Source organism: Streptomyces sp. Xyl84, from assembly GCF_059731885.1.
In genome coordinates this window covers 5,532,565-5,556,643 of sequence record NZ_AP029182.1, presented here as the reverse complement: position 1 = coordinate 5,556,643, position 24,079 = coordinate 5,532,565, and the positions used below count along the sequence as shown (strand labels likewise).

Below are 24,079 nucleotides of genomic sequence, written 5' to 3'. Positions count from 1 at the left end.
CAGTCGTGCACCCTTCACAGAGAGGCCCCTGCATGCCGCACGCCCCCCAGCAGGCGGACGTCGCCACCGCGGAACTGGACACGGCCCTGCGGGGCGGTCCGTTCCACGTGGCGCTGCGCGCCGCGATCGCCGCCCGCGGGCTGCCCTTGCAGCGCGTGCAGCACCATCTGTCGCGCCACGGCGTCCGGGTAGGGGTCACCAGCCTGAGCTACTGGCAGCAGGGCGCCCGGCGTCCGCAGCGCCCCGAGTCGCTGCGGGCCGTGCGGGCCCTGGAGGAGATCCTGCGGCTGCCGGACGAGTCGCTGATCCGGCTGCTGGCCGAGACCGGGGAACGCACCGTCGCCCACAGGCCCGGCGCGCGTCCCTACCGTTCCCTCGTCGAGGCGTCGGACGCCCTGCGCCGACTGCTGGCCGGGCTGGACGCCCCTCTCGACAGCGGGCTGCGGGCCCTCGGCCACCACGAGCGCGTACGGCTCGGGGCGCGCCGGGAACTCGCCGGGCACGAGTCGCAGCACATCGTGCGTGCCCACCGGGACGGCGTGGACCGGTTCGTGGCCGTCCACCAGGGCGACCCGCAGTGCGTACCGGACTCCATGCGCGTGCACGCGCTGGAGAACTGCCGCTCCGGGCGCGTACTCCGTGACCACGGCACGGGACTGCTCGTGGCGGAGTTCCTCTTCGACACCCGGCTGCGGGCCGGGGACACGTTCCTCTTCCGGTACGGCGTCGAGGACGGCACCGCGGGCGTGTGCCGGGAGTACCTGCGGACCTTCGACTCGGCGGGCGGCCAGTACGCCCTGCAGGTGCGCTTCGACGCGGGTGCGCTGCCGGCGCGCTGCCACCGGTTCACCCAGCCGTCGGCGGCGGCCCCGCGCGGTGGCCGCCAGGAGCTGGTGGTGAGCGCGCGCCACCGTTCCGTCCACGTCGTCGAGCCTCGGGTGCGGCCGGGAATCGTGGGGATCGCCTGGGACTGGGACTGAGGGACCGGGGACCGGCCGCCCTTCCCGGTCAGGCGCCGGGACCCGCGACGATCTTGCCGCCGTCGGTGCGGACCGGCAGCTCGGGCAGCGGCGTGGTGGCCGGGGACTGCACCACCTTGCCGGTCGTGGCGTCGAACTGACTGCCGTGGCACGGGCACTCCAGTGTCGTGCCCTCCAGCTTGCTGATCGCGCACCCCGCGTGCGTGCAGATGGTGCTGAACGCCTTCAGCGTGCCGTCGGCGGCCCTGCTGACCACCACGTTGTGGTCCTGGAACAGCTTGGCGCCGCCCTTGGGGACGGCGCTCTCGGCGCCGAGGTCGACGGGCGCCGTCGGCGTCGCGGGAGAGGCACTGCCGCCCTGCGGCCCGCAGGCGGCCAGCCCGAGCCCGGCGACGGGCGTGACGGCCGCCGTCCGCAGGATCGTACGGCGGCTCGCGGCGGGACGGCCTGACATGGGGACTCCCCTGGATCGGCGGGTGGTGCAGGCCCGACGATACCGACCGTCGTCCGCCGGCCGGGGAGCGGGGCGGCGGCGCGGGCAGGAAGGTGCGTAAACGCTTGCGCAAGCGTTTACGCCGACCCGGTGATGCGATACCGTCCCGGCCACGGGCAACCGCCGGACGGCGGTTCTCGGGGAGGGGACACGATGCCGACCATGGCCGACGTCGCACGCAGCGCCGGGGTCTCCGTGGCGACCGTCTCGCACGTACTGAACGGCACCCGCCCGGTGCTGCCCCACACCCGTCAGGCGGTGCTCGACGCGGTGGAGCAGCTCGGTTACACCCCCAACGGTCTCGCCCGCTCCCTGGTCACCTCGCGCACCCGGTCCATCGGGCTCGCGGTGTCCGCCATCAGCAACCCGTACTTCACGGAGATCCTCCAGGGCGTCGAGGCCGCGGCCCTGGAGCAGGGATACAGCCTGCTCATCGCCGATCCGCACGACGATCCGGCGCATGAGCGCACCGTGGTGCAGCTCCTGCACGAGCGCCGGGTGGACGGCGTGATCGTCGCTCCCTCCGCGCGCCCCCACGACCTCGTCGCCTACCTCGCGCGGCACGCCGTACCGACCGTTTTCCTCGACCGCCTGATCGGCAGCGGACCGGACACCGAGGCCGGTGACGGACCGCCCTTCGACCAGATCTGCGCCGACAGCGCCGGGCCGACCGCGCGGCTCGTCACCCACCTCGCCGGTCTCGGGCACCGCCGGATCGGCCTGGTGGCGGGTCTGCCCGGCCTGAGCACGACCAGGGAGCGGACGACCGGCTACCGTCACGGCCTGGCCGCTGCGGGACTCCCTCACGACGAGCGGCTCGTCGTGCACGGCGACTCCGCCGAGGACGGCGCGCAGCGGGCGACCGCCGCGCTGCTGTCCCTCGCCGCACCGCCCACGGCGCTCGTCACGGCCAACAACGCGATGACCATCGGCGCCCTGCGCGCCCTGCGCGAGCGGGGCCTGTCCGTGCCCGAGGACATGGCGCTGTGCTGCTTCGACGACTTCGAGTGGGCCGACCTGTTCTCGCCCCGGCTGACCGTGATCGCCCAGCCCGGCAGGGAGCTGGGCGCACGGTCGGTCCGACTGCTCCTGGACCGCCTGGCCGCACCGGAGCGGCCCGCCCGCACGGTGCGTCTGCCCTGCACGTTCGTCCACCGCACGTCCTGCGGTTGCCCCGCACAGCCCGAGGAAGGAACCGACTCGTGATCGTCGTCGCCGGTGAGGCCCTGATCGACCTGGTACCGCGGGGCACCGGTGCCCTCGCCGACCTCAAGCCGGCGCTCGGCGGCGGCCCCTACAACACGGCCGTCGCGCTCGGCCGCCTCGGCTCCCCCACCGCCTTCTGTTCCCGCATCTCGCGCGACGCCTTCGGCGAGGCCCTGCTGGACGGGCTGCGGCGGGCCGGGGTGGACGTCTCGGACGTGCAGCGCGGCAGCGAGCCGACCACGCTGGCGGTCGCCACGGTCGGGACGGACGGATCGGCCGCGTACTCCTTCTACGTCGACGGCACCGCCGACCGCCTGTTCACCGCCCCGGCCGCGCTGCCCGCCGGGACACGCGCGGTGTCGTTCGGCACCTGTTCGCTGGTCCTGGAACCGGGTGCGAGCGCGTACGAGAAGCTGCTGCGGGCCGCGGCGGCCGAGGGGGTGTTCACGGCGCTGGACCCGAACATCCGGGCCGGGCTGATCCCGGACCCGGACGCCTACCGGGCGCGTTTTCGCGGCTGGCTGCCCTCGGTGTCGTTGCTGAAGCTCTCCGAGGAGGACGCGCGGTGGCTGGGGGGCACCCCGCGCGAGTGGCTGGCCGAGGGGCCGGCGGCCGTCGTGATCACCCACGGCGGCGACGGGCTCACGGCGTTCACCCCGGACGGTGCGGAGCACTCGGTTCCGGGCGAGAAGGTGACGGTCGTCGACACGATCGGCGCCGGTGACACCGTGAACGCGGCCCTGCTGCACGGCCTGGCCGTCCGCGACGCGCTGTCCCGCGAGGCCCTGGCGGGTCTCGGCGCGGCGGGCTGGACCGCGCTGCTGCGGTTCGCGGCCCGCGCGGCGGCGATCACCTGCTCACGCCCGGGCGCGGAGCCCCCGTACGCGTCCGAGGTCGGCGAGCCGTAGGCGGGAAGGAACCCGGTTCAGGGCGGAGGGGCGAGGCCCAGGCCCGGAGGGGCGAGGCACAGGCAGAGGGGGCGAGGCGCAGGCCCGGACGGCGCCGGCCCTGGTCGCAACGATCCGGCGCGGTGCGTCCGGAAGAGACGGGACGCAGGCCCGGACGGGGCCGGTTTCCTGGGCACAGGCGGTCGGGCGGCATGGGCAGGCGCCCCGCGGGAGGTCCCGCGGGGCGCCTGCTGCTGCGGCCGGGAGGGCGTTCAGGCCTTGCGCGTGGTCTTCTTCGCGGGCGCCGCCTTCTTGCTCCCCGTGCTGCCGGCCGTCGTCCTGGCGGTGGCCGTCCTGCGGCCCGCCGACGCGGCCGCCACCGCCTTCTTGGCGGCGGCCCTGCGCGGGGCCTTCACCGCCTTCACCGGCTCCGCGTCGCTGATCCGGTCCGCGCCCAGGATCTCGCGCAGGAACTTGCCGGTGTGGCTGGCCGGTACCCCGGCGACCTGCTCGGGCGTGCCCTCCGCCACGACGAGGCCACCGCCCGCGCCGCCCTCGGGGCCCATGTCGACGATCCAGTCGGCGGTCTTGATCACGTCGAGGTTGTGCTCGATGACGATGACCGTGTTGCCCTTGTCGACCAGACCGGAGAGGACCTTCAGCAGCTTGCTGATGTCCTCGAAGTGGAGGCCGGTCGTCGGCTCGTCCAGGACGTAGACCGTGCGTCCGGTGGAGCGGCGCTGCAGTTCGCTGGCGAGCTTCACGCGCTGGGCCTCGCCGCCGGACAGGGTGGTCGCGGACTGGCCGAGCCGGACGTAGCCCAGGCCGACGTCCTTGAGGGTCTTGAGGTGCCGGGCGATCGCCGGAACCGCCTCGAAGAAGTCGGTCGCCTCCTCGATGGGCATGTTCAGCACGTCGGCGATGGACTTGCCCTTGTAGTGGACCTCCAGGGTCTCCCGGTTGTACCGGGCGCCGTGGCAGACCTCGCACGGGACGTAGACGTCCGGGAGGAAGTTCATCTCGATCTTGATGGTGCCGTCGCCCGCGCAGTTCTCGCAGCGGCCGCCCTTGACGTTGAAGGAGAAGCGGCCGGGCAGGTAACCGCGGACCTTGGCCTCGGTGGTCTCGGCGAACAGCTTGCGGATGTGGTCGAAGACGCCGGTGTACGTCGCCGGGTTGGACCGCGGGGTGCGGCCGATGGGCGACTGGTCGACGTGCACGACCTTGTCGACGAGGTCGTCGCCGTCCACGCGCGTGTGCCGCCCGGGGACGTTGCGCGCGCCGTTCAGCTCGCGGGCCAGGTGGGTGTAGAGGATGTCGTTGACCAGGGTCGACTTTCCGGAACCGGAGACACCGGTGACGGCGGTGAAGACGCCCAGCGGGAAGGACACGTCGATGTCCTGGAGGTTGTTCTCCCGGGCGCCGTGCACCGTGAGCTGCCGGGCGGGGTCGAGCGGTCGCCTGATGTCGGGCAGCGGGATCGACTTCTTGCCGGCGAGGTACTGGCCGGTCTGCGACTCGGCGTTGGCGAGCAGTTCCTTCAGGGAGCCGCTGTGCACGACCTTGCCGCCGTGCTCGCCCGCGCCGGGGCCGATGTCCACGACCCAGTCGGCGACCTTGATGGTGTCCTCGTCGTGCTCGACGACGATGAGCGTGTTGCCCATGTCGCGCAGCCGGACCAGGGTCTCGATCAGCCGGTGGTTGTCGCGCTGGTGCAGGCCGATGGACGGCTCGTCCAGCACGTAGAGGACGCCGACGAGGCCGGAGCCGATCTGGGTGGCCAGGCGGATGCGCTGGGCCTCGCCGCCGGAGAGGGTGCCGGCCGCGCGGTTCAGCGAGAGGTAGTCCAGGCCGACGTCGACCAGGAACCGCAGCCGCTCGTTGACCTCCTTCAGGACCCGCTCGGCGATCTTCTTCTCGCGGCCGTCGAGCTTCAGCTCGCGCAGGAAGTCCGCGCAGTCGCTGATCGACATGGCGGAGATCTCGGCGATCGACCTGCCCATGAGCGTGACCGCGAGGACGACCGGCTTCAGGCGCGTGCCCTCACAGGTGGGACAGGGCACCTCGCGCATGTAGCCCTCGAAGCGCTCGCGGCTGGCGTCGCTCTCGGCCTCGCTGTGCCGGCGCTTGACGAAGGGCACCGCGCCCTCGAAGGGGGTGGTGTAGACGCGCTCGCGTCCGTACCGGTTGCGGTAGCGGACCTCGATCTGTGTCTTGTGGCCGTACAGCAGGGCCTTCTTGGCGCGCTGCGGCAGCCCGGCGAAGGGGATGTCGGTACGGAAACCCAGCGCGTCGGCGAGGGCGCCGATCAGGCGGGCGAAGTAGTCCTTGGTGTGCCCGTGCGACCAGGGGTGGATGGCGCCCTCGTCGAGGGACTTGTCCTCGTCGGGGACGATCAGCTCCGGGTCCACCTCCATGCGCGTGCCGATGCCGGTGCACTCGGGGCAGGCGCCGAAGGGCGAGTTGAACGAGAAGGAGCGGGGCTCCAGCTCCTCGAAGGACAGGTCGTCGTACGGGCAGTACAGGTGCTCGGAGAACATGCGCTCGCGCTCGGGGTCGTCCTCGGGGAGGTCGACGAAGTCGAGCACGACCATGCCGCCGGAGAGGCCGAGCGCGGTCTCCACGGAGTCGGTCAGACGGCGCTTGGCGGAGTCCTTGACGGTGAGGCGGTCGACGACCACCTCGATGGTGTGCTTCTCCTGCTTCTTCAGCGTGGGCGGGCTGGAGAGCTGGACGGTCTCGCCGTCCACGCGCGCGCGGGAGTAGCCCTTGGTCTGGAGGTCGGCGAACAGGTCGACGAACTCGCCCTTGCGTTCGCGCACCAGCGGCGAGAGGACCTGGAAGCGGCTGCCCTCGGGCAGTTCGAGGACCCGGTCCACGATGGCCTGCGGCGACTGCCGGGAGATCGGCCGCCCGCACTCGGGGCAGTGCGGCTTGCCGATCCGGGCGAACAGCAGGCGCAGGTAGTCGTAGACCTCGGTGATGGTGCCGACCGTGGAGCGCGGGTTGCGGGAGGTCGACTTCTGGTCGATGGAGACCGCGGGGGACAGACCCTCGATGAAGTCGACGTCCGGCTTGTCCATCTGGCCGAGGAACTGACGGGCGTACGAGGAGAGCGACTCCACGTAGCGCCGCTGGCCCTCGGCGAAGATCGTGTCGAAGGCCAGGGAGGACTTGCCCGAACCGGACAGGCCCGTGAAGACGATGAGCGAGTCACGAGGCAGGTCGAGCGACACGTTCTTCAGGTTGTGCTCGCGCGCGCCACGGACGATGAGACGGTCGGCCACGCCGGTCCGCACCTTTCTTGAGAGAAGTGACAGGGGCGGGGCCCCCGTGCTTCTTCAGACTAGGGGGAGCCACTGACAACGCCGGGTGGGATTCCCGGATCCGCCCGGGTACTCAACAATCCCCGGCTCTCCAGCATGCCCGACGCCGCCGCCGACGATATCGCACGCGTATTCGATTCACGGCTGTGCTCGGCCGCCTTCACCCGAAGGGGTGGCGCCGCTAGGGTCGGGCGCATGATGGATCACGCACGTGACCTGGCGTCTGTACAGGAAGCCACCGAACGACTGCTCACCGCGGTCGGCGCACTGGACAACGCGGCTGTGACCGACCAGTCACGCCTGCCCGGCTGGACCCGCGGCCATGTCCTCGCCCACCTCGCCCGCAACGCGGACGCGCTCGTCAACGTCCTCGAAGGGCGTCCCATGTACGCCTCCGCCGAGGCGCGTGACGCGGACATCGAGCGCGACGCACGGCGCCCGCTGGACGCGCACCTCGCCGACGTGCGCGAGAGCGCGGCCCGCTTCCACGCGGCGGGCCTGGTGCCGGCCGACTGGTCGCGCACCGTGGAGCTGCGCAACGGGGTCACCGACACCGTCGCCCGGCTGCCGTTCCGGCGCTGGGGCGAGGTCGAGCTGCACCACGTCGACCTCGGCATCGGCTACGAGCTGGAGGACGTGCCGCAGGAGTTCGCGGAGCGGGAGATCGACTTCCTCGCCCAGCGGTTCACGGGCCACGCCGACGTGCCCGCGACCAGGCTGACCGACGGCACGCGCGCGTGGAGCACGGGCCGGGAGCAGGAGGAGGGAGCGGTCACCGTCACGGGAACCGCGGCGGACCTGCTCGGCTGGCTCGCCGGCCGGCGGGACGGCGCCGCGCTCACCGTGGAGGGCGGCACGCTGCCGGCGCTCCCTCCCCTGTGACGGCCGCCGCCCGTTCCGGTCTCCTGGTGGAAGGCGCGTACGGCGCTCCGGCCTCCTCGTGATAGGCGCGTGCGGCGCTCCGGCGCCGTACGCGCCTATAGGCTGACGACCATGACGTACAGCGGAGAGGTGACGGTCGGCGGCCCGGCGGACGTGCACGAGCTGAAAGACCTGATGATCACCAAGATCGCGGTCGGCCCGATGGACAACAACGCCTATCTGCTGCGCTGCCGGGCCACCGACGAGCAGCTGCTCCTCGACGCGGCCAGCGACGCGCACACGCTGCTCGGCATGATCGGTGACGACGGCATCGCCTCCGTCGTCACCACCCACCGGCACGCGGACCACTGGCAGGCGCTGGCCGAAGTGGTGGCGGCCACGGGCGCGCGGACGTACGCGGGCCGGGACGACGCCGAGGGCATCCCCGTGCCGACCGACGTCCTCGTGGAGGACGGCGACACGATCAGTGTGGGACACGTGCGGCTCACCGCCCGCCACCTCGTGGGGCACACCCCGGGCTCCATCGCGCTGGTCTACGACGACCCGCACGGCCACCCGCACGTGTTCACGGGCGACTGCCTCTTCCCCGGAGGCGTGGGCAACACCTTCAAGAACTCCCGGGCCTTCGCGAGCCTGATCCACGACGTCGAGACGAAGATCTTCGCACCGCTGCCGGACGAGACCTGGGTCTACCCCGGGCACGGCAACGACACGACGCTGGGCGCGGAACGCCCGCATCTGCCGGAGTGGCACGCGCGCGGGTGGTGAGCAGGCGGTGACCCCGTCACCGCCGGGGCTTCGCACCCCGTGCGAAGCCTTCGCCCGCACCGGGGGCGCACGTGCTCTCCCCGCCCGCCGCGACGGGCGGTCCACTGGGACCAGCCCCGCTCAGGAAGACGGCTCCTGCGCGGCACGGGCCGCCGGTCCTCATTCCCCGCCCTCGACCGGCGGCCCCGGCGCGTCGTGGACGCCGCCGGGGTGCCCGGGCAGCGGGGGCCCGCGCGGACGCTACGCCTGCGGACCGTCCCCCGCGGCCAGAGCCGCCACCCGCTCCACCGCGAACGCGTAGCCCTGCACCCCGCAGCCGGCGATGACCCCGTCGGCGCGCAGGGAGACGTAGGAGTGGTGCCGGAACGACTCGCGCCGGTGGACGTTGGAGATGTGGACCTCCACCACCGGCATGCCGTCGCAGGCGTTGAGTGCGTCCAGGATCGCCACGGAGGTGTGCGAGTAGGCGGCCGGGTTGATGACGATGCCGCAGTGGTGCAGCCGTGCCTCGTGGATCCAGTCGACCAGTTCTCCCTCGTGGTTGGACTGGCGGAAGTCCACCGTGGCGCCGCGGGCGGCCGCCGCCTTCACGCACAGCGCCTCCACGTCCGCGAGCGTGTCGGAGCCGTAGATCTCCGGCTGCCGCTGCCCGAGCAGATTGAGGTTGGGGCCGTTGAGGATCATGATCGGGGCGCTGGCCAGGGTGCGGGGCACGGTTCCTCCGGGTCCGTCGGTGCACGGCGGTCGGCTGCGACCGCCGCTGGCCCCGGTCTATCACGGGGCACCGGCCGCGCGACCGGCGGCCGGTGGGCCGTCTCAGGGGTTGATGGCCAGTTCCAGGTAGGCCGCGAAGATGACGAGGTGGACGCCGCCCTGCAGGGGGGTGGCCCGGCCCGGCACGACGGTCAGGGAACTGACCACCACCGTGAGCAGGAGCAGCAGCATGTGGGTGGAACCGAGGCCGAGCACGAGCGGCCCGGAGAGCCAGACGGAGGCCAGGGCGACGGCCGGGATGGTCAGGCCGATGCTGGCCATCGCGGAGCCCAGGGCGAGGTTGAGGCTGGTCTGCACCCGGTCGCGGCGGGCGGAGCGGAGGGCGGCGATGGTCTCCGGCAGCAGCACCAGCAGGGCGATGATCACACCGACGACCGCGTGGTGCAGACCGGCGGACGCCACCCCGGCCTCGATGGTCGGCGAGACGCCCTTCGCCAGTCCGACCACGCCGATCAGGGCGAGCGCCAGCAGCCCCAGGCTGGTCCAGGCCATGCGGGCAGAGGGCCGCTCCGCGTGGTCGTCGCCGGTGATCACCTCGCCCTGCCGGGTGATGGGCAGGAAGTAGTCCCGGTGCCGGACGGTCTGCGTGGCCACGAACAGGCCGTAGAGGATCAGTGAGGACAGGGCGGCGAAGGTGAGCTGCACACCGGAGAACTCCGGCCCCGGCTTGCTGGTGGTGAACGTCGGCAGGACCAGGCTGAGGGTGGCCAGGGTCGCCACGGTGGCCAGTGCCGCGCCCGTGCCCTCGGCGTTGAAGACGGCCGTCCCGTGCCGGAGCGAGCCGACGAGCAGGCACAGTCCGACCACGCCGTTGCAGGTGATCATGACGGCTGCGAACACCGTGTCCCTGGCCAGGGTGGCGCTCTTGTCGCCGCCGTCCAGCATGAGGGTCACGATGAGGGCGACCTCGATGACGGTGACGGCGATGGCCAGGACCAGGGACCCGAAGGGTTCCCCGACCCGGTGGGCGACCACCTCGGCGTGGTGCACCGCGGCGAGCACCGCGCCGGCGAGCACCACGGTCACCAGCACCACGACAGCCGCGGGCAGACTCCGCCCCCAGGTGAGGACCAGCAGGACGACCGCGAGCACCGGTACGGCCGTCGTCCACGCCCTGGCGAGTCCCCTGAGCCGCGTGATCATGCTGTGATCGTCGCAGAGGCCCGGCGGGTTCGCATTCCGGTGGGCCGCCGGGGCGGTGGCCCCCGCACCGCCCGGGTGCGGGGACCCGGGGCCGGTGGCGGGGCCGGGAGGCTCGGTCCTGGAGCGGGGGTGCGCGGTCGGGGAACGGTCAGGCATCGATGCGGTCCTTGTGCTCGGTGTCGCCCTGCCCTTCTCGCACCTCCTCCGTCGCGGCCCGGCCCCTGGTCGCCATCAGGCTGGTGACGGTGGTGACGATCAGAACCGCACAGATCACGCCGAGGGAGACGGGGATGCTGATCTCCGGGACGTGCACACCGGCCTCGTGCAGCGCGTGCAGCACGAGCTTGACGCCGATGAAGCCGAGGATGACCGACAGGCCGTAGGAGAGGTGGACGAGCTTCTTCAGCAGGCCGCCTATCAGGAAGTACAGCTGCCTGAGTCCCATCAGCGCGAAGGCGTTGGCGGTGAAGACGATGTACGGGTCCTGGGTGAGGCCGAAGATCGCGGGGATCGAGTCGAGGGCGAACAGCACGTCGGTGGTGCCGATGGCGAGCATCACGACCAGCATCGGCGTCATCACGCGCTTGCCGTTCTCCCGGATCCACAGCCTGGTGCCGTGGTACCGGTCGGCCACGCCGAAGCGCCGCTCGGCGGCCTTGAGCAGTTTGTTCTCCTCGAATTCCTCGTCCTCCCCGCCGGAGCGGGCCTCCTGGATCAGCTTCCAGGCGGTCCAGATGAGGAAGGCCCCGAAGAGGAAGAACACCCACGAGAAGCCGGCGAGGATCGCGGCGCCGGCGGCGATGAAGGCGGCCCTCAGCACCAGGGCTATGAGGACGCCGACCAGCAGCACCCGCTGCTGGTACTGCGAGGGCACGGCGAACTTCGCCATGATCAGGACGAAGACGAAGAGGTTGTCGACGCTCAGCGACTTCTCGGTGATGAAGCCCGCGAAGAACTCTCCGGCCGGCTGCCCGCCCGCGAAGAGGAACAGGCCGAGCCCGAAGAGGCAGGCCAGGGCGATCCAGACGACGGTCCAGACCCCGGCTTCCTTGACGGACACGTCATGGGGTTTGCGGCCGATGAAGAAGTCGACCGCGATCAGGGCGGCCAGGCCGACGATGGTCAGGGTCCACAGGGTGATGGAAACTTCCACTGCGCCTCCGGCAGGTGCGTCACGGGCAGATGAGTCAGCGTCGTCGCTGCCGGAGGTCTCTTCCACCCGGGACGGGCCGGCGCCCCGGGATCTGGTCCGATCCGTATTGACGGGTACGCCGCAGCAGACAGGGAGTACTCCCCTCCGTACGGAAAACAGTACCCGAATCACCAAGGAAAGGTAAAGTGAAAGGCAAAGAAAAGATCAAAAACCCTGGTCAGACTGCCTTTACTTTTCCTTGACGATGGCCTTTCCGCTGGTCAGGTGTCACCGGTTCCCCTCGCGGCGGGCCGCGGCGACCCGTGCGAGCACCTGCTCGACCACCTGGCTGCCGGGCGGCACGAGCGGCGGCTCGTACGTCCAGGCGTGGCCGACCCACGGGTCGGCGAGGTGGTCGTCGGGCACCGGGGTGAGGCGCATCAGCGAACGCCACAGGGGATCGAGCAGCGGACCGTAGGCGGCGGCGTCCTCCCGGTCCGCGACCACCATCAGATGGACACCGACCGCCGGGCCCTCGTCCGCCAGGTAGCGCAGCCGGGTCACGGCGCGGTCGTCGAAGCCGTGCGGGAAGTCGTTGACGATCAGGAGCTGCTCAGCCGTGTCGAGATCCGGCGGCAGCGAGTCGGGAGCACCCGCGCGCACCGCCATCTGCACCAGGTCGACCCGCTGGGTGAGGCGGCCCAGCACGTCCGCGACCCCGGCGGCGCCGGGCGCGGGCGGCGTGGCGAGCACACCCGTCCGCACCAGGGGCGTGAGCGTTCCCGCCGCGGAACCCGCGGGATCGATGACGTGGACACCGAACTCGCCTGCCGGGTAGACGGCGAGCAGCCGGGCCGCGTGCGCCACGGCCGCCTCCATCGCCGACCGCCTGGCCTCCGCCTCGTCGGTGAACGCGCCGCCTGATCTTCCGGAACGACCGCTGTCGATCCACAGTCCGCGCTCCAGCGGCAGCCGGACCAGCATGGGGATGCGCAAGGAGGGCGCCTCGGGCAGGCAGAGGTCGCCGAGCCGCACGGCCATCGGCATCTCCATCGGCACCCGGTACCCGTGCCAGACGGGGCTGTCCCAGCCGGCGTACGCGGGAGGCAGTGCGGGCTCGACCACCTCGGACTCGGCGGTCAGCTGGGCGAGGTCGCGGTCGAGGGCGGTCCTGGCCCGGTCGACCAGCTCGGTGTGCCGGACGCGCGCCGCCTCCCGGGCGGCGTCGCCCTGGCCGCTGAGGCGACTGCGCGGGTCGGACAGGACCTGGTCCAGTTCCTTCTCCCGGCGGGCGCCGGCGAAGTCGACGGCACTGCGGTAGGCGGCGGTGGTGCGGGCCAGGTCCTCGAACATGCCCCAGACCTGGTTGTAGAGGCGTTCCTCCATGGACCAGCCGGTCGCGTCCCCCGCGGCGGGCGCGGCGGGCGCGGCGGGCGCCGGTGGCGGCGGGGCCGCCGTCTGCCGTCGGGGGTGGCTGTAGTCGACGGGGCCGCCGGCGGGGGCCGCCGGCTGGGGGGCCGCCGCGGGCCGGGGCGTGGTGCCGCCGTCCTGGCCGGCCCGCTGCGGCGGGGCGCCGTCCGGGTACGGCGGCTGGGCGGGGACGCCAGGTGCCCGGTCCCCGTACGGGGACCCGGAGGGCGCCGGTGCGGGGCCCGCGGCGGCCGGGGAGGCCGCGGGGTCCCCCGGGACCGCGCCGGGAGCCGGTGCGGTCGCCTGCCGGGAACGATCGCCGTCCTCGGCGCGCGGCGGAGGGGCCGCCACCGAGCGGGACAGTCCCCGGCTCACCGCCGCTTCGACGGCGTCCGCCAGCCCGCGGGCCTGTGCGAGTCCCTGGTCGGTGAGGAGTTCGGCGAGGCCGCCGGAGTAGCCCTGCCCGACGGCACGCACCTTCCAGGCGCCCTGCCGGCGGTACAGCTCCAGGGCGATCACGGCCGACTCGGTGTCCAGCCCGGTGAGGGTGTAGCTGACGAGTTCGGTGCCGTCCAGGCCGGTGACGGCCACGAAGGGGGCGGCGACCGCTCCGAACCGGGCCGGGCCCCGGCCGCCGCCGGGCAGGGTGAGGAGGACGCTCACCCGGTGCACCGCTTCCGGCACCGCGTCCAGGTCGACGGCGAGCCGGTGGTCGGCGGCCGCCTGCCGGGGGACCTCCAGGCCGGGCAGCACCGGGGCGCCGGGGTGGGCCACCCCGGCACTGCCCGCGACCGTGCCGTTCTCGTCGCCGGCCGTGGCCAGGGCCACCACCGGTGTTCCGGCCGAGACCCGCACTTCCAGGCGGGTCTCGGAGAGCGGGTGGTTCTGCCCCCGCACCAGCTCGGCCGTCATCGCCTTCTCCCCCTGGGCCGTGCCCCGCTCGTGCCGCTGCCCGCCGTACCGTCCTACAGGTGCGGCAGGATCGCGGGCATCAGGTCCTGGAACGTGCGGCCGTTGGCCGGGACGCCGAGGGCCGTCATCGTCCAGCCGGTGCCCGCGCGGTGCACCTTCGCCATGAGCTGAGCCGTGTAGTTGCCGCCGCCCGCGAGGGTGTAGCGGGCCAGCTCCTGGCCGTTGGTCTCGTCCACCAGACGGCAGAAGGCGTTCTGCACCTCCTGGAAGGTCTGGCCCGTGAAGGAGTTCACGGTGAAGACGATCTGGTCGATGTGGACCGGGACGCGCTGCAGGTCGACGAGGATCGCCTCGTCGTCCCCGCCCTGGCCGACACCGCCGACCAGGTTGTCGCCGGTGTGGCGCACGGAACCGTCGTCGCTCACCAGGTGCCGGAAGAAGACGACGTCGACCGGGTTCTTCTCGGCGAACAGCACCGCCGAGGCGTCGAGGTCGATCTCGCGGGTGCGGGAGCCGAACAGGCCGCGGCGCGGGGCCGCCTGCCAGCCGAGACCCATACGGACCGCGGTCAGGCTGCCTCCGTCGTTCTTCTGCAGACTGATGGCCTGACCCTTGGTCAAGTTGACGGTCACGGCTGATTCCCCTCTCGGACTGCTCCCCTGTTGCCGCGGATTCGCGCGGTTGATCAGCACCCTACGCAGAGGCACTGACATCGCCGCACTCCGGTGCGTACTTTGTGTCGGTCTTGCAACACAGCACGGACGCGGATGTCCGGGAGGTGCTCCCTTCCCGGCATCCGCGTCCGTCTCCGGGGCCGCGCCCATGTCCGCGTCCGTGCCCATGCCCGCGTCCCCCGGGATGGCCGCCGCTCGGTCAGGCCAGACCGGCCTCGCGCATCTGGCGCAGTTCCTTCTTCATCTCGGAGACCTCGTCGCGCAGCCGGGCCGCCACCTCGAACTGCAGCTCGGCGGCAGCCGCGCGCATCCGCTCGGTCATCTGCTCGATCTGCTCGGCGAGCTGGGCCGCGGGGCGATCGGTGGGCACCGTCTCCTTCGCCTTGCCCTTGCCCGCCTTGGCTCCCTTGACGGCCTGGTCGCCGAGGGCCGGGACGGGGGCCTTGGCGCCCTTGCCGTCCTTGCCCTTGCGGTAGCCGGTGCCGAGCAGCTGCTCGGTGTCGACCTCCTCGCGGGCGATCTGGGCGACGATGTCGTTGATCTTCTTGCGCAGCGGCTGGGGGTCGATGCCGCGCGCCTTGTTGTAGGCGATCTGCTTCTCGCGGCGGCGGTTGGTCTCCTCGATGGCCTTCTCCATCGCGGGGGTGATCTTGTCGGCGTACATGTGGACCTGTCCGGAGACGTTGCGCGCCGCGCGGCCGATGGTCTGGATGAGCGAGGTGCCCGAGCGCAGGAAGCCCTCCTTGTCGGCGTCGAGGATCGCCACCAGGGAGACCTCGGGCAGGTCGAGGCCCTCGCGCAGCAGGTTGATGCCGACCAGGACGTCGTACTCGCCGGAGCGCAGTTCGCGCAGCAGCTCGATACGGCGCAGGGTGTCGACGTCGCTGTGCAGGTAGCGCACCTGGATGCCCAGTTCGAGGAAGTAGTCCGTGAGGTCCTCGGCCATCTTCTTGGTGAGCGTGGTGACCAGGACGCGCTCGTCCTTCTCGGTGCGCTTGCGGATCTCGTGCACCAGGTCGTCGATCTGGCCCTCGGTGGGCTTGACGACGACCTCCGGGTCGACGAGGCCGGTGGGGCGGATGATCTGTTCGACCTGGCCGTCCGAGCGCGACAGCTCGTACTGCCCCGGGGTCGCGGACAGGTACACCGTCTGCCCGATGCGCTCCTGGAACTCCTCCCACTTCAGCGGGCGGTTGTCCAGGGCGGAGGGCAGCCGGAAGCCGTGCTCGACCAGGGTGCGCTTGCGGGAGGCGTCGCCCTCGTACATCGCGCCGATCTGGGGCACGGTCACGTGCGACTCGTCGATGACGAGGAGGAAGTCGTCCGGGAAGTAGTCCAGCAGGGTGTTGGGCGGGGTGCCCGGGGCACGGTCGTCGAAGTGCATCGAGTAGTTCTCCACGCCCGAGCAGGTGCCGATCTGGCGGAGCATCTCGATGTCGTACGTGGTGCGCATCCGCAGCCGCTGGGCCTCCAGCAGCTTGCCCTGCTTCTCCAGCTCGGCCAGACGCTCCTTCAGCTCCTCCTCGATGCCCCGGACGGCGCGCTCCATGCGCTCGGGACCGGCGACGTAGTGCGAGGCGGGGAAGATGTAGAGCTGCTGGTCGTCGCTGATGATCTCGCCGGTGATCGGATGCAGGGTGGACAGCGCCTCGATCTCGTCGCCGAACATCTCGATGCGGACGGCCAGCTCCTCGTAGACCGGGAAGATCTCGATGGTGTCGCCGCGGACCCGGAAGGTGCCCCGGGTGAAGGCCATGTCGTTGCGGGTGTACTGGATGTCGACGAAGCGGCGGAGCATCTCGTCGCGGTCCATCTCGTCGCCGACCCGGAGGGGGACCATGCGGTCGACGTACTCCTGCGGGGTGCCGAGGCCGTAGATGCAGGAGACGGAGGCGACCACCACGACGTCACGGCGGGTGAGGAGCGAGTTGGTCGCCGAGTGCCGCAGCCGCTCCACCTCCTCGTTGATCGAGGAGTCCTTCTCGATGTAGGTGTCCGACTGCGGGACGTAGGCCTCGGGCTGGTAGTAGTCGTAGTACGAGACGAAGTACTCGACCGCGTTGTTGGGGAGCAGCTCGCGGAACTCGTTCGCCAGCTGCGCGGCCAGGGTCTTGTTGGGGGCCATCACGAGCGTCGGGCGCTGGAGCTTCTCGATCATCCACGCCGTGGTGGCGGACTTGCCGGTGCCGGTGGCGCCGAGCAGGACGACGTCCTTCTCGCCCGCCCGGACGCGCCGGGCCAGCTCGGCGATGGCCTGCGGCTGGTCGCCGCTGGGCTGGTAGGGGCTGACGACCTCGAAGGGCGCCACCGTGCGTTCGATCTGGGAAACGGGCCGCATGTCATCCACCGTACGACCCGCCACTGACAACGGGGGCCGCTCAGCGGTTCTGCGGGGTGCGCGACCCGCCTGCGGCGGGGGCGCGGCGGGCGCCGGCGGCCGGGTGCCGGGCGGAGTGGCCGACGAGTTCGCGGGCCGGTACGCCCGGTTTCTGCTCGACGGGGACCCAGTCCGCTTTGCCCATGACCATCAGCGGATCGCGCATGACGACGACCCCGGCCAGGAGCAGGAAGGCGAGCGGACCGACGAGCATGGGGGCGAGCAGCGCCGCCGGTGACTCGCCGGGGACGGCGCCGCCGGTGCCGTGCAGGTGCACGGTGAGCGCCGCCATGCCCGTGTAGTGCATGCCACTGACGGCCAGACCCATGACGAGGCTCGCGCCGACGCTCCAGAGGAGCCCCCTGACCTGCCCGGCCGCCCACAGGGCCGCGGTCGCCGCGACGACCGCTATGACGACCGAGGCGGCGACGGTGAGGGTGTTGTACTCGAACGTGCCGCCGAACTGCATCCCGGCCATGCCCAGGTAGTGCATCGAGGCGACGCCCAGTCCGGTGACCGTGCCTCCGGTGAACAGCGCCGACCCGGTCGCGCCCTTGTAGCCGACGATGAAGATCCCGACGCCCACCATGACGATGGCGAGGGCCAGGCTCGCGTACGTCGTCGGCCTGTCGTAGTGGATCGGCGCCCCCTGGACGGTGAATCCCATCATCGCCACGAAGTGCATGGTCCAGATGCCCGAGCCGATGGCCGCCGAACCCAGGGCCAGCCAGCCGGGGCGCCAGGAGTGGGCGACGAGCAGGGCGCGGGTGGTGCAGCGCAGGCCGAGCGCCCCGCCCAGGCAGGCCATGAGATAGGCCACCAGCGGGGTGACGATCCCGTAGCTGAATCCGTCGACCGTGCCGTGCATGCGCGGTTGCCCTTCCGCCCTGTTGAGTCCCGGAATGTGGTGAAGTCGCCCCCGCCTCACGACCGCCCCCGCGGTCGGCGTCGACGCAGAGAGTATGACTGCCGCCGGAATGGTCGAACGATTTTCCGGCAAAGAAGCACGACCCTTCCCCAATGTGAAGCACCGCCTCCCGGGGAGCACCGCCCGTCCCCCGTGCGGCAGCGGTGAGCGCCCCTCGACGGCTCCCTCGATCGCGTGACGCCTCGCCGACATCCCCACATGGTCACTTAGTGCTGTCACTCTTGCACTGTCAGTGATCTGATCATGTGAGGAGTCCGCATGCACGCGCGCGCGATCGCCGCCACGACCACCGCACTTCTTGGAGCCGTGGCGCTGTCGCCCACCGCCGAGGTCCGGGCGGCCGGCAGTCACGAGCGGCCGCTGGTCGTCGGTCACCGGGGCGCCGCCGGCTATGCCCCGGAGAACACGCTGCCCTCCATCGACAAGGCGGCGGCCCTCGGCTTCCGCTGGGTGGAGAACGACGTGCAGCGCACGAAGGACGGCGAACTCGTCGTCCTCCACGACGACAGCCTGCGGCGCACCACCGACGCCGAGCAGGTCTTTCCCGGCCGGGCACCGTGGAAGGTGAAGGACTTCACCGCCGCCGAGATCGCCCGTCTGGACGCGGGCAGCTGGTTCTCCCCCGCGTACGCGGGCACGCGCGTGCCGACGCTGAGGCAGTACATGCGCCGGGTGGAGCACAACCACGAGAAGCTGCTCCTGGAGGTCAAGAACCCGGAGCTGTACCCCGGCATCGAGCGCCAGACCCTGAACGTGCTCCGCGCCGTGGGCTGGCTCGACCACCGGCACCTGGCGGACCGGCTGATCGTGCAGAGCTTCAGCGCGGACAGCGTACGCACGGTGCACCGCCTGGAGCCCGCGGTCAGGACCGCATTCCTCGGCCGGCCGGCGACGGCGGACCTGCGCCGGTACGCGGGGTTCACCGACCTGATCAACCCCTCCTGGACCACGGTGACCGCGGCGTACGTCGCCGACGTCCACGCGGTCGCCGGCCCGCACGGCAGGCCGCTGAAGGTGTTCACGTGGACGGTCGACGACGCCCCTCGTGCCCGGACCGTCTCGGGGTACGGCGTCGACGGCATCATCTCCAACAAACCGGACGTCGTGCGCACCGCCCTGGACGCCCCCTGAGCCCGACCGCGACCGGCCGCGAACGGCCCGGCACCCGCAGCGAACGCGCAGGTCGGGGGCGTTGTCAGTGGCGGGCCGTACGGTGGTCGGCATGGACAACCACGAGCAGGACGAGCACAGCGGACCGCGGGTCGTGTGGACCGTGGTCGGCAGCAGCATCGGCCCCCTGCTGCTGGCGGCGACCCGCGACGGCCTGGTCAACGTCGTGTTCCACGCCACCGACGCGGTCCGCGACCGTGCACTGGCCCGGCTCGCGTCACGGCTGGGCGGCGAGCCCGTCGAGGCGCCCGGCTCGCCGCTGCTGGCGGAGGCGATACGCCAGCTGGAGGCCTATTTCGCCGGCGAGCGGCGGGACTTCGAGCTGCCGCTGGACTGGTCCATGCTCTCAGGGAGAACCGGCTTCAACGGGCAGGCGCTGCGCGAACTCGCCGCGACCGTGCCGTACGGCGCGGTCGTCGGGTACGGCGAGCTGGCCGGGCGGGTCGGCCAGCCCGGCGCGGCCCAGGCGGTGGGCGTGGCGATGGGTTCCAACCCGCTGCCGGTCGTGGTCCCGTGCCACCGGGTCGTCGAGAACGACGGCGGCATAGGCGGCTTCGGCGGCGGCCTGGAGACCAAGCGCGCGCTGCTCGCGCTGGAGGGCGTGCTGCCCGAGCCGCTGTTCTGAGCGGGCCGGCCGGGGGCCGGGTGGGTTCAGTCGTAGTGCCGGGCCTCGAAGACGTTCCCGTCCGGGTCGCGGAAGTAGAAGCTGCGCCGGGCCGCTCCGCGGGCACCGAAGGAGTCCCGGGAGACGCCGGACACGGGTACGTCGCCCTCCTCCAGGCGGGAGCGCAGGGCGTCGAAGGCGTCGGCGGACAAGGACAGGCAGACGTGGTTCACCGGGTGGCCCGCGCTGCCGGCCGCACCGGGAAGCATGTTCATGCGGGGGACGAGGTCCAGCGGCGCGAGGTCGAAGATCGTCTCCTCGTTGAGACGTACGGAGGGGAAGGGCGCCTCGCCCGCCGCGAACTCGGTGACGCGCAGCGGCTCCAGGCCGACCGTCTTCTCGTAGAAGCCGGCCGCCGCGAGCGGGTCGCGCACCCAGAGGACGACGTGGTCGAGACGTGTGGTGTGGTCCGTCATGGCTCTCAGGCTGGTGCCGTGCCCGCCGGGCCGCAAGGGTTTGACCGGGGCCGGCGCCCGCCAGAGATGAGAGGAGAGCGGCAGACGGGAGGCAGGCACGTGCTGGTGGTGTCCGAAGAGGTACGGGAAGCGCTCGCCGGGCGGCGCCCCGTGGTGGCCCTGGAGTCGACGATCATCGCGCACGGGCTGCCCCGCCCGCGCAACCTCCAGGTGGCGCTGGAGCTGGAGGAGGCGGTCCGGCAGGAGGGCGCCGTACCGGCGACGATCGCCGTGCTGGACGGGCGGCCGCGTGTCGGTCTGGACAAGGAGCAGCTGGAGCGGGTCGCGAACGAGGAGGGGATGCGCAAGCTGGGCCACCGCGACCTGCCGCCGGCCGTGGCCGCGGGGGTGAGCGGGGCGACGACCGTCTCGGCGACGGCGCTGCTGGCCGCGCTCGCGGGCATCCGCGTCTTCGCGACCGGGGGGGTCGGCGGGGTGCACCGGCAGTGGACGGTGACCCAGGACGAGTCCGCCGACCTGGGCCTGCTCGCCCGCACGCGGATCACGGTGGTGTGCGCCGGGGTGAAGTCGATCCTGGACGTGCCCGCCACCCTGCAGCGGCTGGAGACCCTGGGCGTCACGGTGGCGGGCTACGGCACGGACCGCTTCCCCGGCTTCTACCTGTCGGACTCCGGGCAGCCGGTGGACTGGACCCTGCGCACGCCCGAGGAGGTGGCCGAGGTCATGCGCGCGCAGAACGTGCTGCGCACGCCCGAGTCCGCGCTGATCGTCGCCAACCCGGTCCCCCGGGAGGAACAGCTGGACCCCGCGCTGCACGCGCGCGTGCTCGCCGACGCCCTGCACGCCTGCGAGGAGCAGGGCATCACCGGGCAGGCCGTCACGCCGTTCCTGCTCGACTTTCTCGTGCGGCACACGGACGGTGCTTCGCTCCGGGCCAATCTGGCGGCCGTGCGCGGCAACGTCCGGCTGGCCGCCCGCATCGCCGCCGCCTGGGCCCGGGTGTGACGACGGGCCGCGCCGGCAGGCAGCGGACGACGGAAGCGGGGGCGGTGCCGGCGACGGGGGTGGCCCCCGGGGGCTGGGAGGCCGTTCCGGCGGCGCGCTGCGAGACAGCCCCGGCCGGGGGCTGGGAGGCGGCTCCGGCCGGGGACTCGGACATGGGGCACGGCACGGGCTGCGAGGCAGCTCCCGTCACCGGCACCGAGACGGCTCCGGCCGCGGATGCCGAGGCAGCTCCGGCCGGGGGCTGCAAAGCGGTTCCGGCGGGCGGCTCGGGCATGGGGCACGGCACGGGCTGCGAGACGGCTCCCGTCACCGGCGCCGAGACGACTCCGGCCAGCGGCTCGGACACCGGGTCGGGCACGGGCGCCTTCACGGAATCTGCCCCGGGAGCCGGTACCGGGCGGCCGGCCGCGGCCTCCCGTGCGGAGCCTGCCACGGGCGCGGAGGCGGGGGCGGGCGCGGGGTCGGGCTGTGCCGGGGACGGTGCGCTGCTGGTGGTCGGGGACGTGGTGACGGACGTCGTCGCACGGCACCGGGGGCCGCTCGCACCCGGCACCGACACGGCCGCCGCGATCCTGCTGGTGCCGGGCGGCGCGGGGGCGAACGTGGCCTGCTGGGCAGCGCATCACGGGTGCCCGCGGGTGCGACTGCTCGGCCGGGTCGGCGCGGACACGGCCGCCTGGCACGAACGGGAGCTGATCGCTTCGGGGGTGTTGCCCCGGCTCGTCGTGGACCCCTGCGCACCGACCGGCACGGTGGTCGCTCTGGTCGACGACGCGGCAGCGGCCGAGCGGACGTTCCTCACGGACAGCGGGGCGTCGCTGCGGCTGGAGCCCGGCGACTGGTCGGACGGGCTGCTCGACGGGGTGGCCCGGCTGCATCTGTCGGGTTACCTGCTGTTCTCCCGGCCGAGCCGGGCCTTCGTCGCGGTGGCCGTCGCGGCGGCACGCGCGCGTGGCGTGCCGGTGAGCCTGGACCCCGCCTCCGCGGGCTTCCTGGCCTCGCTGGGGGTGGACCGGTTCCTGGCGCTCACTGAAGGGGTGGACGTCCTGCTGCCCAGCCGAGACGAGGCGTGTCTGCTGACGGGGCTGTCCGATCCGGCGGACGCCGCGGCCGAGCTGAGCCGGCGGTTCCCGCTGGTGGTGGTGAAACACGGGCGGGACGGCGCGCTGGTGGCCCGCTCGGGCGCAGTGTGCGCCAGGGTGCGGGGCCGCCCCGCGGTGCCGCTGGACACCACGGGCGCCGGTGACGCGTTCACCGGCGCGTTCCTCGCCGCGCTGCTCGGCGGCGCCGGGCCCGAGGCCGCGGCGGCGCACGGGTGCGGTGCGGGTGCGCTGGCGGTGACGCGCGTGGGCGGCAGACCTCCGCGGCGGACTCCTTGACGACTGGTCGTCCGGGCCCCGGTCTCTACTCTTTCCGGCCCCAGGCCGAGAACATCGGGGCCGTGGCCAGGTCCATGGTGCCGGTGGCCACATGGGCCAGGTGGCGGTCGATCTCCTCGTCGGTGGCCAGGCCCGCGGCGACGAGCCGGTGACGGATCTGACGGACCGTGGCGGACTCCAGCGCGGCGCACGCAGGCGAGGCGACCGGGAAGTAGGCGTCGGCCTCGACCTGGCGCAGCCCCGCCTCGCGCAGCAGACGCGGGAGCGTACGCCCGTACGACAGATCGGCTCCGCGGTCGGCCAGCAGCCGGCGGAACCCGCGCCGCAGCCGGTTCGCCAGTTCCTCGGCGGGACCGTGTTCGTCGGGACACAGCAGCGGCTGCAGCGCGGGGTCGGCGTCCTCCAGCAGCAGCCGTCCGCCGGGGCGCAGCGCCGCGATCATGGACCGCAGCGCCTTGTGCCGGTCGGGTACGTGGACCAGGACGAGCCGGGCGTGCACCAGGTCGAAGCCCTCCCCCGGCGGTACCTCGGCGCCGACGTCGTGCACCCGCACCTCGACCGGCGGCCGGGTGGCTGCGGCGAGCCGGGTGGTGTCGATGTCCGTCGCGACGACCTGGCCGGTGGGGCCGACGCGGCCGGCCAGCCAGGAGACGACGGACGTGCCGCCCGCGCCGACCTCCCAGCACCGCCACCCGCGCTGCACGCCGAGCGCGTCGAGGTGCCGGAAGGTCGTGGGGTCGAAGAGGTGGGCGAAGGCGTCGAACCGCTCCCCCGCCTCGTTCTGCCGGTTGTCGAGGAGGTATCCGTCGCCGTGTGTCATACCCCGATCATGCCGCCGCACCGTCGAACGGACGAACGCCGGACCGTCGGGGCCGAGGCGGTCAGCCGTTCCAGGCCGGGTGGCGTGGGTCGTCGGCGCGGACCAGGACGTCCGCCGTGGCGGCCGGGTCGGTCTCGGCCTCGTAGCGTTCGAAGGCGGGCAGCGTCCAGTGCTCCGCCTCCGGTGTGCGGCGGCGCAGGGCGCCCGGCGAGAGGAGGACGTGGACGCTCAGGTCGAACGGGAACCAGTGCCGCAGCAGCAGGGGGCCGTGCAGCAACAGCAGCCCACCGGGCGGGAGCCGGACGCGGGAGCTGCGCGTGGCCCGGTCGGTGCCCGGGTCCCACAGGTCCGGCAGGACCCTGCCGTCCCCGCCGGGTTCGAGCGGGCCGAAGACCTCCCGCCAAAGGGCGCCCGTGTCGAGCCAGCCGTCGTAGTACGAGTCCACGTCCCGGTGGCCGTGTTCGAGCCGGAGGGAGGCCGGGCGCAGGAACCCCTCAGTGCCGACGACGAGGGACGGTCTGCCGCGCACCCGCAGCGTCTCGCTGACGCGTTCGGCCAGGTCGCCCGGGCGGGCGGCGGGAGCGCCGTCGAAGGCGACGCGGGGCCAGGCACCGCCGTCGCCCGGTTCCAGGTCGAGCAGCCGTTCGACCAGGAGGTCGCCGAGTCGTTCCCAGGTGATCGCTTCGAGTCGCACAGGGTCATGATGCGGCAGGCGGCAGGGCGGGTGGCCGGG

21 protein-coding genes are annotated in these 24,079 nt (G+C 72.6%); 9 read left to right on the top strand and 12 right to left on the bottom strand.

Annotated elements, in window-relative coordinates; all coding sequences use genetic code 11:
• The first annotated feature begins 32 nt into the window (after positions 1-32).
• Positions 33-980: a hypothetical protein gene (locus AC6I72_RS24080; protein ID WP_498003274.1), complete on the top strand. Its 948-nt coding sequence runs from the start codon at positions 33-35 to the stop codon at positions 978-980.
• Between the two features lie 28 nt (positions 981-1,008).
• Here the strand turns inward: AC6I72_RS24080 and AC6I72_RS24075 are convergent, their stop codons facing one another.
• Positions 1,009-1,434: a Rieske (2Fe-2S) protein gene (locus AC6I72_RS24075; RefSeq protein ID WP_498003273.1), complete on the bottom strand. Its 426-nt coding sequence runs from the start codon at positions 1,432-1,434 to the stop codon at positions 1,009-1,011.
• Between the two features lie 192 nt (positions 1,435-1,626).
• Between AC6I72_RS24075 and AC6I72_RS24070 the strand changes: the two genes are divergently transcribed.
• A complete protein-coding gene (locus tag AC6I72_RS24070; protein ID WP_498003272.1) occupies positions 1,627-2,679 on the top strand; it encodes a LacI family DNA-binding transcriptional regulator in 1,053 nt (350 codons plus the stop codon).
• Positions 2,676-3,587 (top strand): carbohydrate kinase family protein, encoded by a 912-nt coding sequence (locus tag AC6I72_RS24065; RefSeq protein ID WP_498003271.1) that lies wholly within the window; start codon positions 2,676-2,678, stop codon positions 3,585-3,587. The genes AC6I72_RS24070 and AC6I72_RS24065 overlap by 4 nt, the downstream gene beginning before the upstream one ends.
• Before the next feature lie 251 nt (positions 3,588-3,838).
• Here the strand turns inward: AC6I72_RS24065 and uvrA are convergent, their stop codons facing one another.
• Positions 3,839-6,853 (bottom strand): excinuclease ABC subunit UvrA, encoded by a 3,015-nt coding sequence (uvrA, locus tag AC6I72_RS24060; protein ID WP_498003270.1) that lies wholly within the window; start codon positions 6,851-6,853, stop codon positions 3,839-3,841.
• 234 nt (positions 6,854-7,087) lie between these two features.
• Here uvrA and AC6I72_RS24055 point away from each other — a divergent pair, with 234 nt between their 5' ends.
• Together AC6I72_RS24055 and AC6I72_RS24050 are read left to right on the top strand one after the other, a co-directional pair.
• On the top strand, positions 7,088-7,774 hold the full coding sequence (locus tag AC6I72_RS24055) for a maleylpyruvate isomerase family mycothiol-dependent enzyme (RefSeq protein ID WP_498003269.1): 687 nt from the start codon (positions 7,088-7,090) through the stop codon (positions 7,772-7,774).
• Between the two features lie 111 nt (positions 7,775-7,885).
• Positions 7,886-8,542, top strand: a complete 657-nt coding sequence (locus AC6I72_RS24050; RefSeq protein ID WP_498003268.1) for an MBL fold metallo-hydrolase — start codon at positions 7,886-7,888, stop codon at positions 8,540-8,542.
• A gap of 240 nt (positions 8,543-8,782) precedes the next feature.
• Here AC6I72_RS24050 and aroQ read toward each other — a convergent pair whose 3' ends face one another.
• From aroQ to AC6I72_RS24015, 7 genes are all read right to left on the bottom strand, one after another.
• On the bottom strand, positions 8,783-9,256 hold the full coding sequence (gene aroQ / locus AC6I72_RS24045) for a type II 3-dehydroquinate dehydratase (RefSeq protein WP_498003267.1): 474 nt from the start codon (positions 9,254-9,256) through the stop codon (positions 8,783-8,785).
• Positions 9,257-9,358: 102 nt separating this feature from the next.
• Entirely contained in the window at positions 9,359-10,459 is a 1,101-nt protein-coding gene (locus AC6I72_RS24040) for a calcium:cation antiporter (RefSeq protein WP_366726470.1), read from the bottom strand.
• Positions 10,460-10,607: 148 nt separating this feature from the next.
• On the bottom strand, positions 10,608-11,612 hold the full coding sequence (locus AC6I72_RS24035) for a TerC family protein (RefSeq protein ID WP_498003266.1): 1,005 nt from the start codon (positions 11,610-11,612) through the stop codon (positions 10,608-10,610).
• Between the two features lie 267 nt (positions 11,613-11,879).
• A complete protein-coding gene (locus AC6I72_RS24030; RefSeq protein ID WP_498003265.1) occupies positions 11,880-13,913 on the bottom strand; it encodes a TerD family protein in 2,034 nt (677 codons plus the stop codon).
• A 53-nt stretch (positions 13,914-13,966) separates the two neighbouring features.
• A complete protein-coding gene (locus tag AC6I72_RS24025) occupies positions 13,967-14,545 on the bottom strand; it encodes a TerD family protein (protein ID WP_037860746.1) in 579 nt (192 codons plus the stop codon).
• A gap of 241 nt (positions 14,546-14,786) precedes the next feature.
• Positions 14,787-16,925, bottom strand: a complete 2,139-nt coding sequence (gene uvrB / locus AC6I72_RS24020) for an excinuclease ABC subunit UvrB (RefSeq protein WP_498003264.1) — start codon at positions 16,923-16,925, stop codon at positions 14,787-14,789.
• A gap of 40 nt (positions 16,926-16,965) precedes the next feature.
• Positions 16,966-17,832, bottom strand: a complete 867-nt coding sequence (locus AC6I72_RS24015) for an MHYT domain-containing protein (protein WP_498003263.1) — start codon at positions 17,830-17,832, stop codon at positions 16,966-16,968.
• A gap of 318 nt (positions 17,833-18,150) precedes the next feature.
• Between AC6I72_RS24015 and AC6I72_RS24010 the strand changes: the two genes are divergently transcribed.
• Together AC6I72_RS24010 and AC6I72_RS24005 are read left to right on the top strand one after the other, a co-directional pair.
• Positions 18,151-19,023 carry a glycerophosphodiester phosphodiesterase gene (locus AC6I72_RS24010; protein WP_498003262.1) on the top strand — a complete coding sequence of 291 codons (873 nt, stop codon included), beginning with the start codon at positions 18,151-18,153 and terminating at the stop codon, positions 19,021-19,023.
• Between the two features lie 91 nt (positions 19,024-19,114).
• Positions 19,115-19,687, top strand: coding sequence for a methylated-DNA--[protein]-cysteine S-methyltransferase (locus tag AC6I72_RS24005; protein WP_498003261.1), 573 nt, complete (start codon positions 19,115-19,117; stop codon positions 19,685-19,687).
• A 26-nt stretch (positions 19,688-19,713) separates the two neighbouring features.
• On the opposite strand, the gene AC6I72_RS24000 is transcribed toward AC6I72_RS24005, so the two are convergent.
• On the bottom strand, positions 19,714-20,142 hold the full coding sequence (locus AC6I72_RS24000) for a VOC family protein (protein ID WP_498003260.1): 429 nt from the start codon (positions 20,140-20,142) through the stop codon (positions 19,714-19,716).
• Positions 20,143-20,241: 99 nt separating this feature from the next.
• On the opposite strand from AC6I72_RS24000, the gene AC6I72_RS23995 reads away from it, so the two are divergent.
• Together AC6I72_RS23995 and AC6I72_RS23990 are read left to right on the top strand one after the other, a co-directional pair.
• The gene (locus tag AC6I72_RS23995; protein WP_498003259.1) at positions 20,242-21,147 is read left to right on the top strand and encodes a pseudouridine-5'-phosphate glycosidase; all 906 of its coding nucleotides are present in this window, start codon (positions 20,242-20,244) and stop codon (positions 21,145-21,147) included.
• A 485-nt stretch (positions 21,148-21,632) separates the two neighbouring features.
• Complete coding sequence (locus AC6I72_RS23990; protein WP_498004801.1) at positions 21,633-22,526, top strand: carbohydrate kinase family protein; 894 nt, start codon at positions 21,633-21,635, stop codon at positions 22,524-22,526.
• A gap of 25 nt (positions 22,527-22,551) precedes the next feature.
• Here AC6I72_RS23990 and AC6I72_RS23985 read toward each other — a convergent pair whose 3' ends face one another.
• Positions 22,552-23,346: a methyltransferase domain-containing protein gene (locus tag AC6I72_RS23985; protein WP_498003258.1), complete on the bottom strand. Its 795-nt coding sequence runs from the start codon at positions 23,344-23,346 to the stop codon at positions 22,552-22,554.
• A 61-nt stretch (positions 23,347-23,407) separates the two neighbouring features.
• Positions 23,408-24,040 carry a nucleoside/nucleotide kinase family protein gene (locus AC6I72_RS23980; protein WP_366726480.1) on the bottom strand — a complete coding sequence of 211 codons (633 nt, stop codon included), beginning with the start codon at positions 24,038-24,040 and terminating at the stop codon, positions 23,408-23,410.
• Positions 24,041-24,079: the final 39 nt, after the last annotated feature.

Coding starts and splice junctions, on each gene's coding strand:
- AC6I72_RS24080 (WP_498003274.1), top strand. CDS start 33: ATGCCGCACGCCCCCCAGCAGGCGGACGTCGCCACCGCGGAACTGGAC.
- AC6I72_RS24075 (WP_498003273.1), bottom strand. CDS start 1,434: ATGTCAGGCCGTCCCGCCGCGAGCCGCCGTACGATCCTGCGGACGGCG.
- AC6I72_RS24070 (WP_498003272.1), top strand. CDS start 1,627: ATGCCGACCATGGCCGACGTCGCACGCAGCGCCGGGGTCTCCGTGGCG.
- AC6I72_RS24055 (WP_498003269.1), top strand. CDS start 7,088: ATGATGGATCACGCACGTGACCTGGCGTCTGTACAGGAAGCCACCGAA.
- AC6I72_RS24050 (WP_498003268.1), top strand. CDS start 7,886: ATGACGTACAGCGGAGAGGTGACGGTCGGCGGCCCGGCGGACGTGCAC.
- AC6I72_RS24040 (WP_366726470.1), bottom strand. CDS start 10,459: ATGATCACGCGGCTCAGGGGACTCGCCAGGGCGTGGACGACGGCCGTA.
- AC6I72_RS24030 (WP_498003265.1), bottom strand. CDS start 13,913: ATGACGGCCGAGCTGGTGCGGGGGCAGAACCACCCGCTCTCCGAGACC.
- uvrB (WP_498003264.1), bottom strand. CDS start 16,925: ATGCGGCCCGTTTCCCAGATCGAACGCACGGTGGCGCCCTTCGAGGTC.
- AC6I72_RS24015 (WP_498003263.1), bottom strand. CDS start 17,832: ATGCACGGCACGGTCGACGGATTCAGCTACGGGATCGTCACCCCGCTG.
- AC6I72_RS24010 (WP_498003262.1), top strand. CDS start 18,151: ATGCACGCGCGCGCGATCGCCGCCACGACCACCGCACTTCTTGGAGCC.
- AC6I72_RS24005 (WP_498003261.1), top strand. CDS start 19,115: ATGGACAACCACGAGCAGGACGAGCACAGCGGACCGCGGGTCGTGTGG.
- AC6I72_RS24000 (WP_498003260.1), bottom strand. CDS start 20,142: ATGACGGACCACACCACACGTCTCGACCACGTCGTCCTCTGGGTGCGC.
- AC6I72_RS23985 (WP_498003258.1), bottom strand. CDS start 23,346: ATGACACACGGCGACGGATACCTCCTCGACAACCGGCAGAACGAGGCG.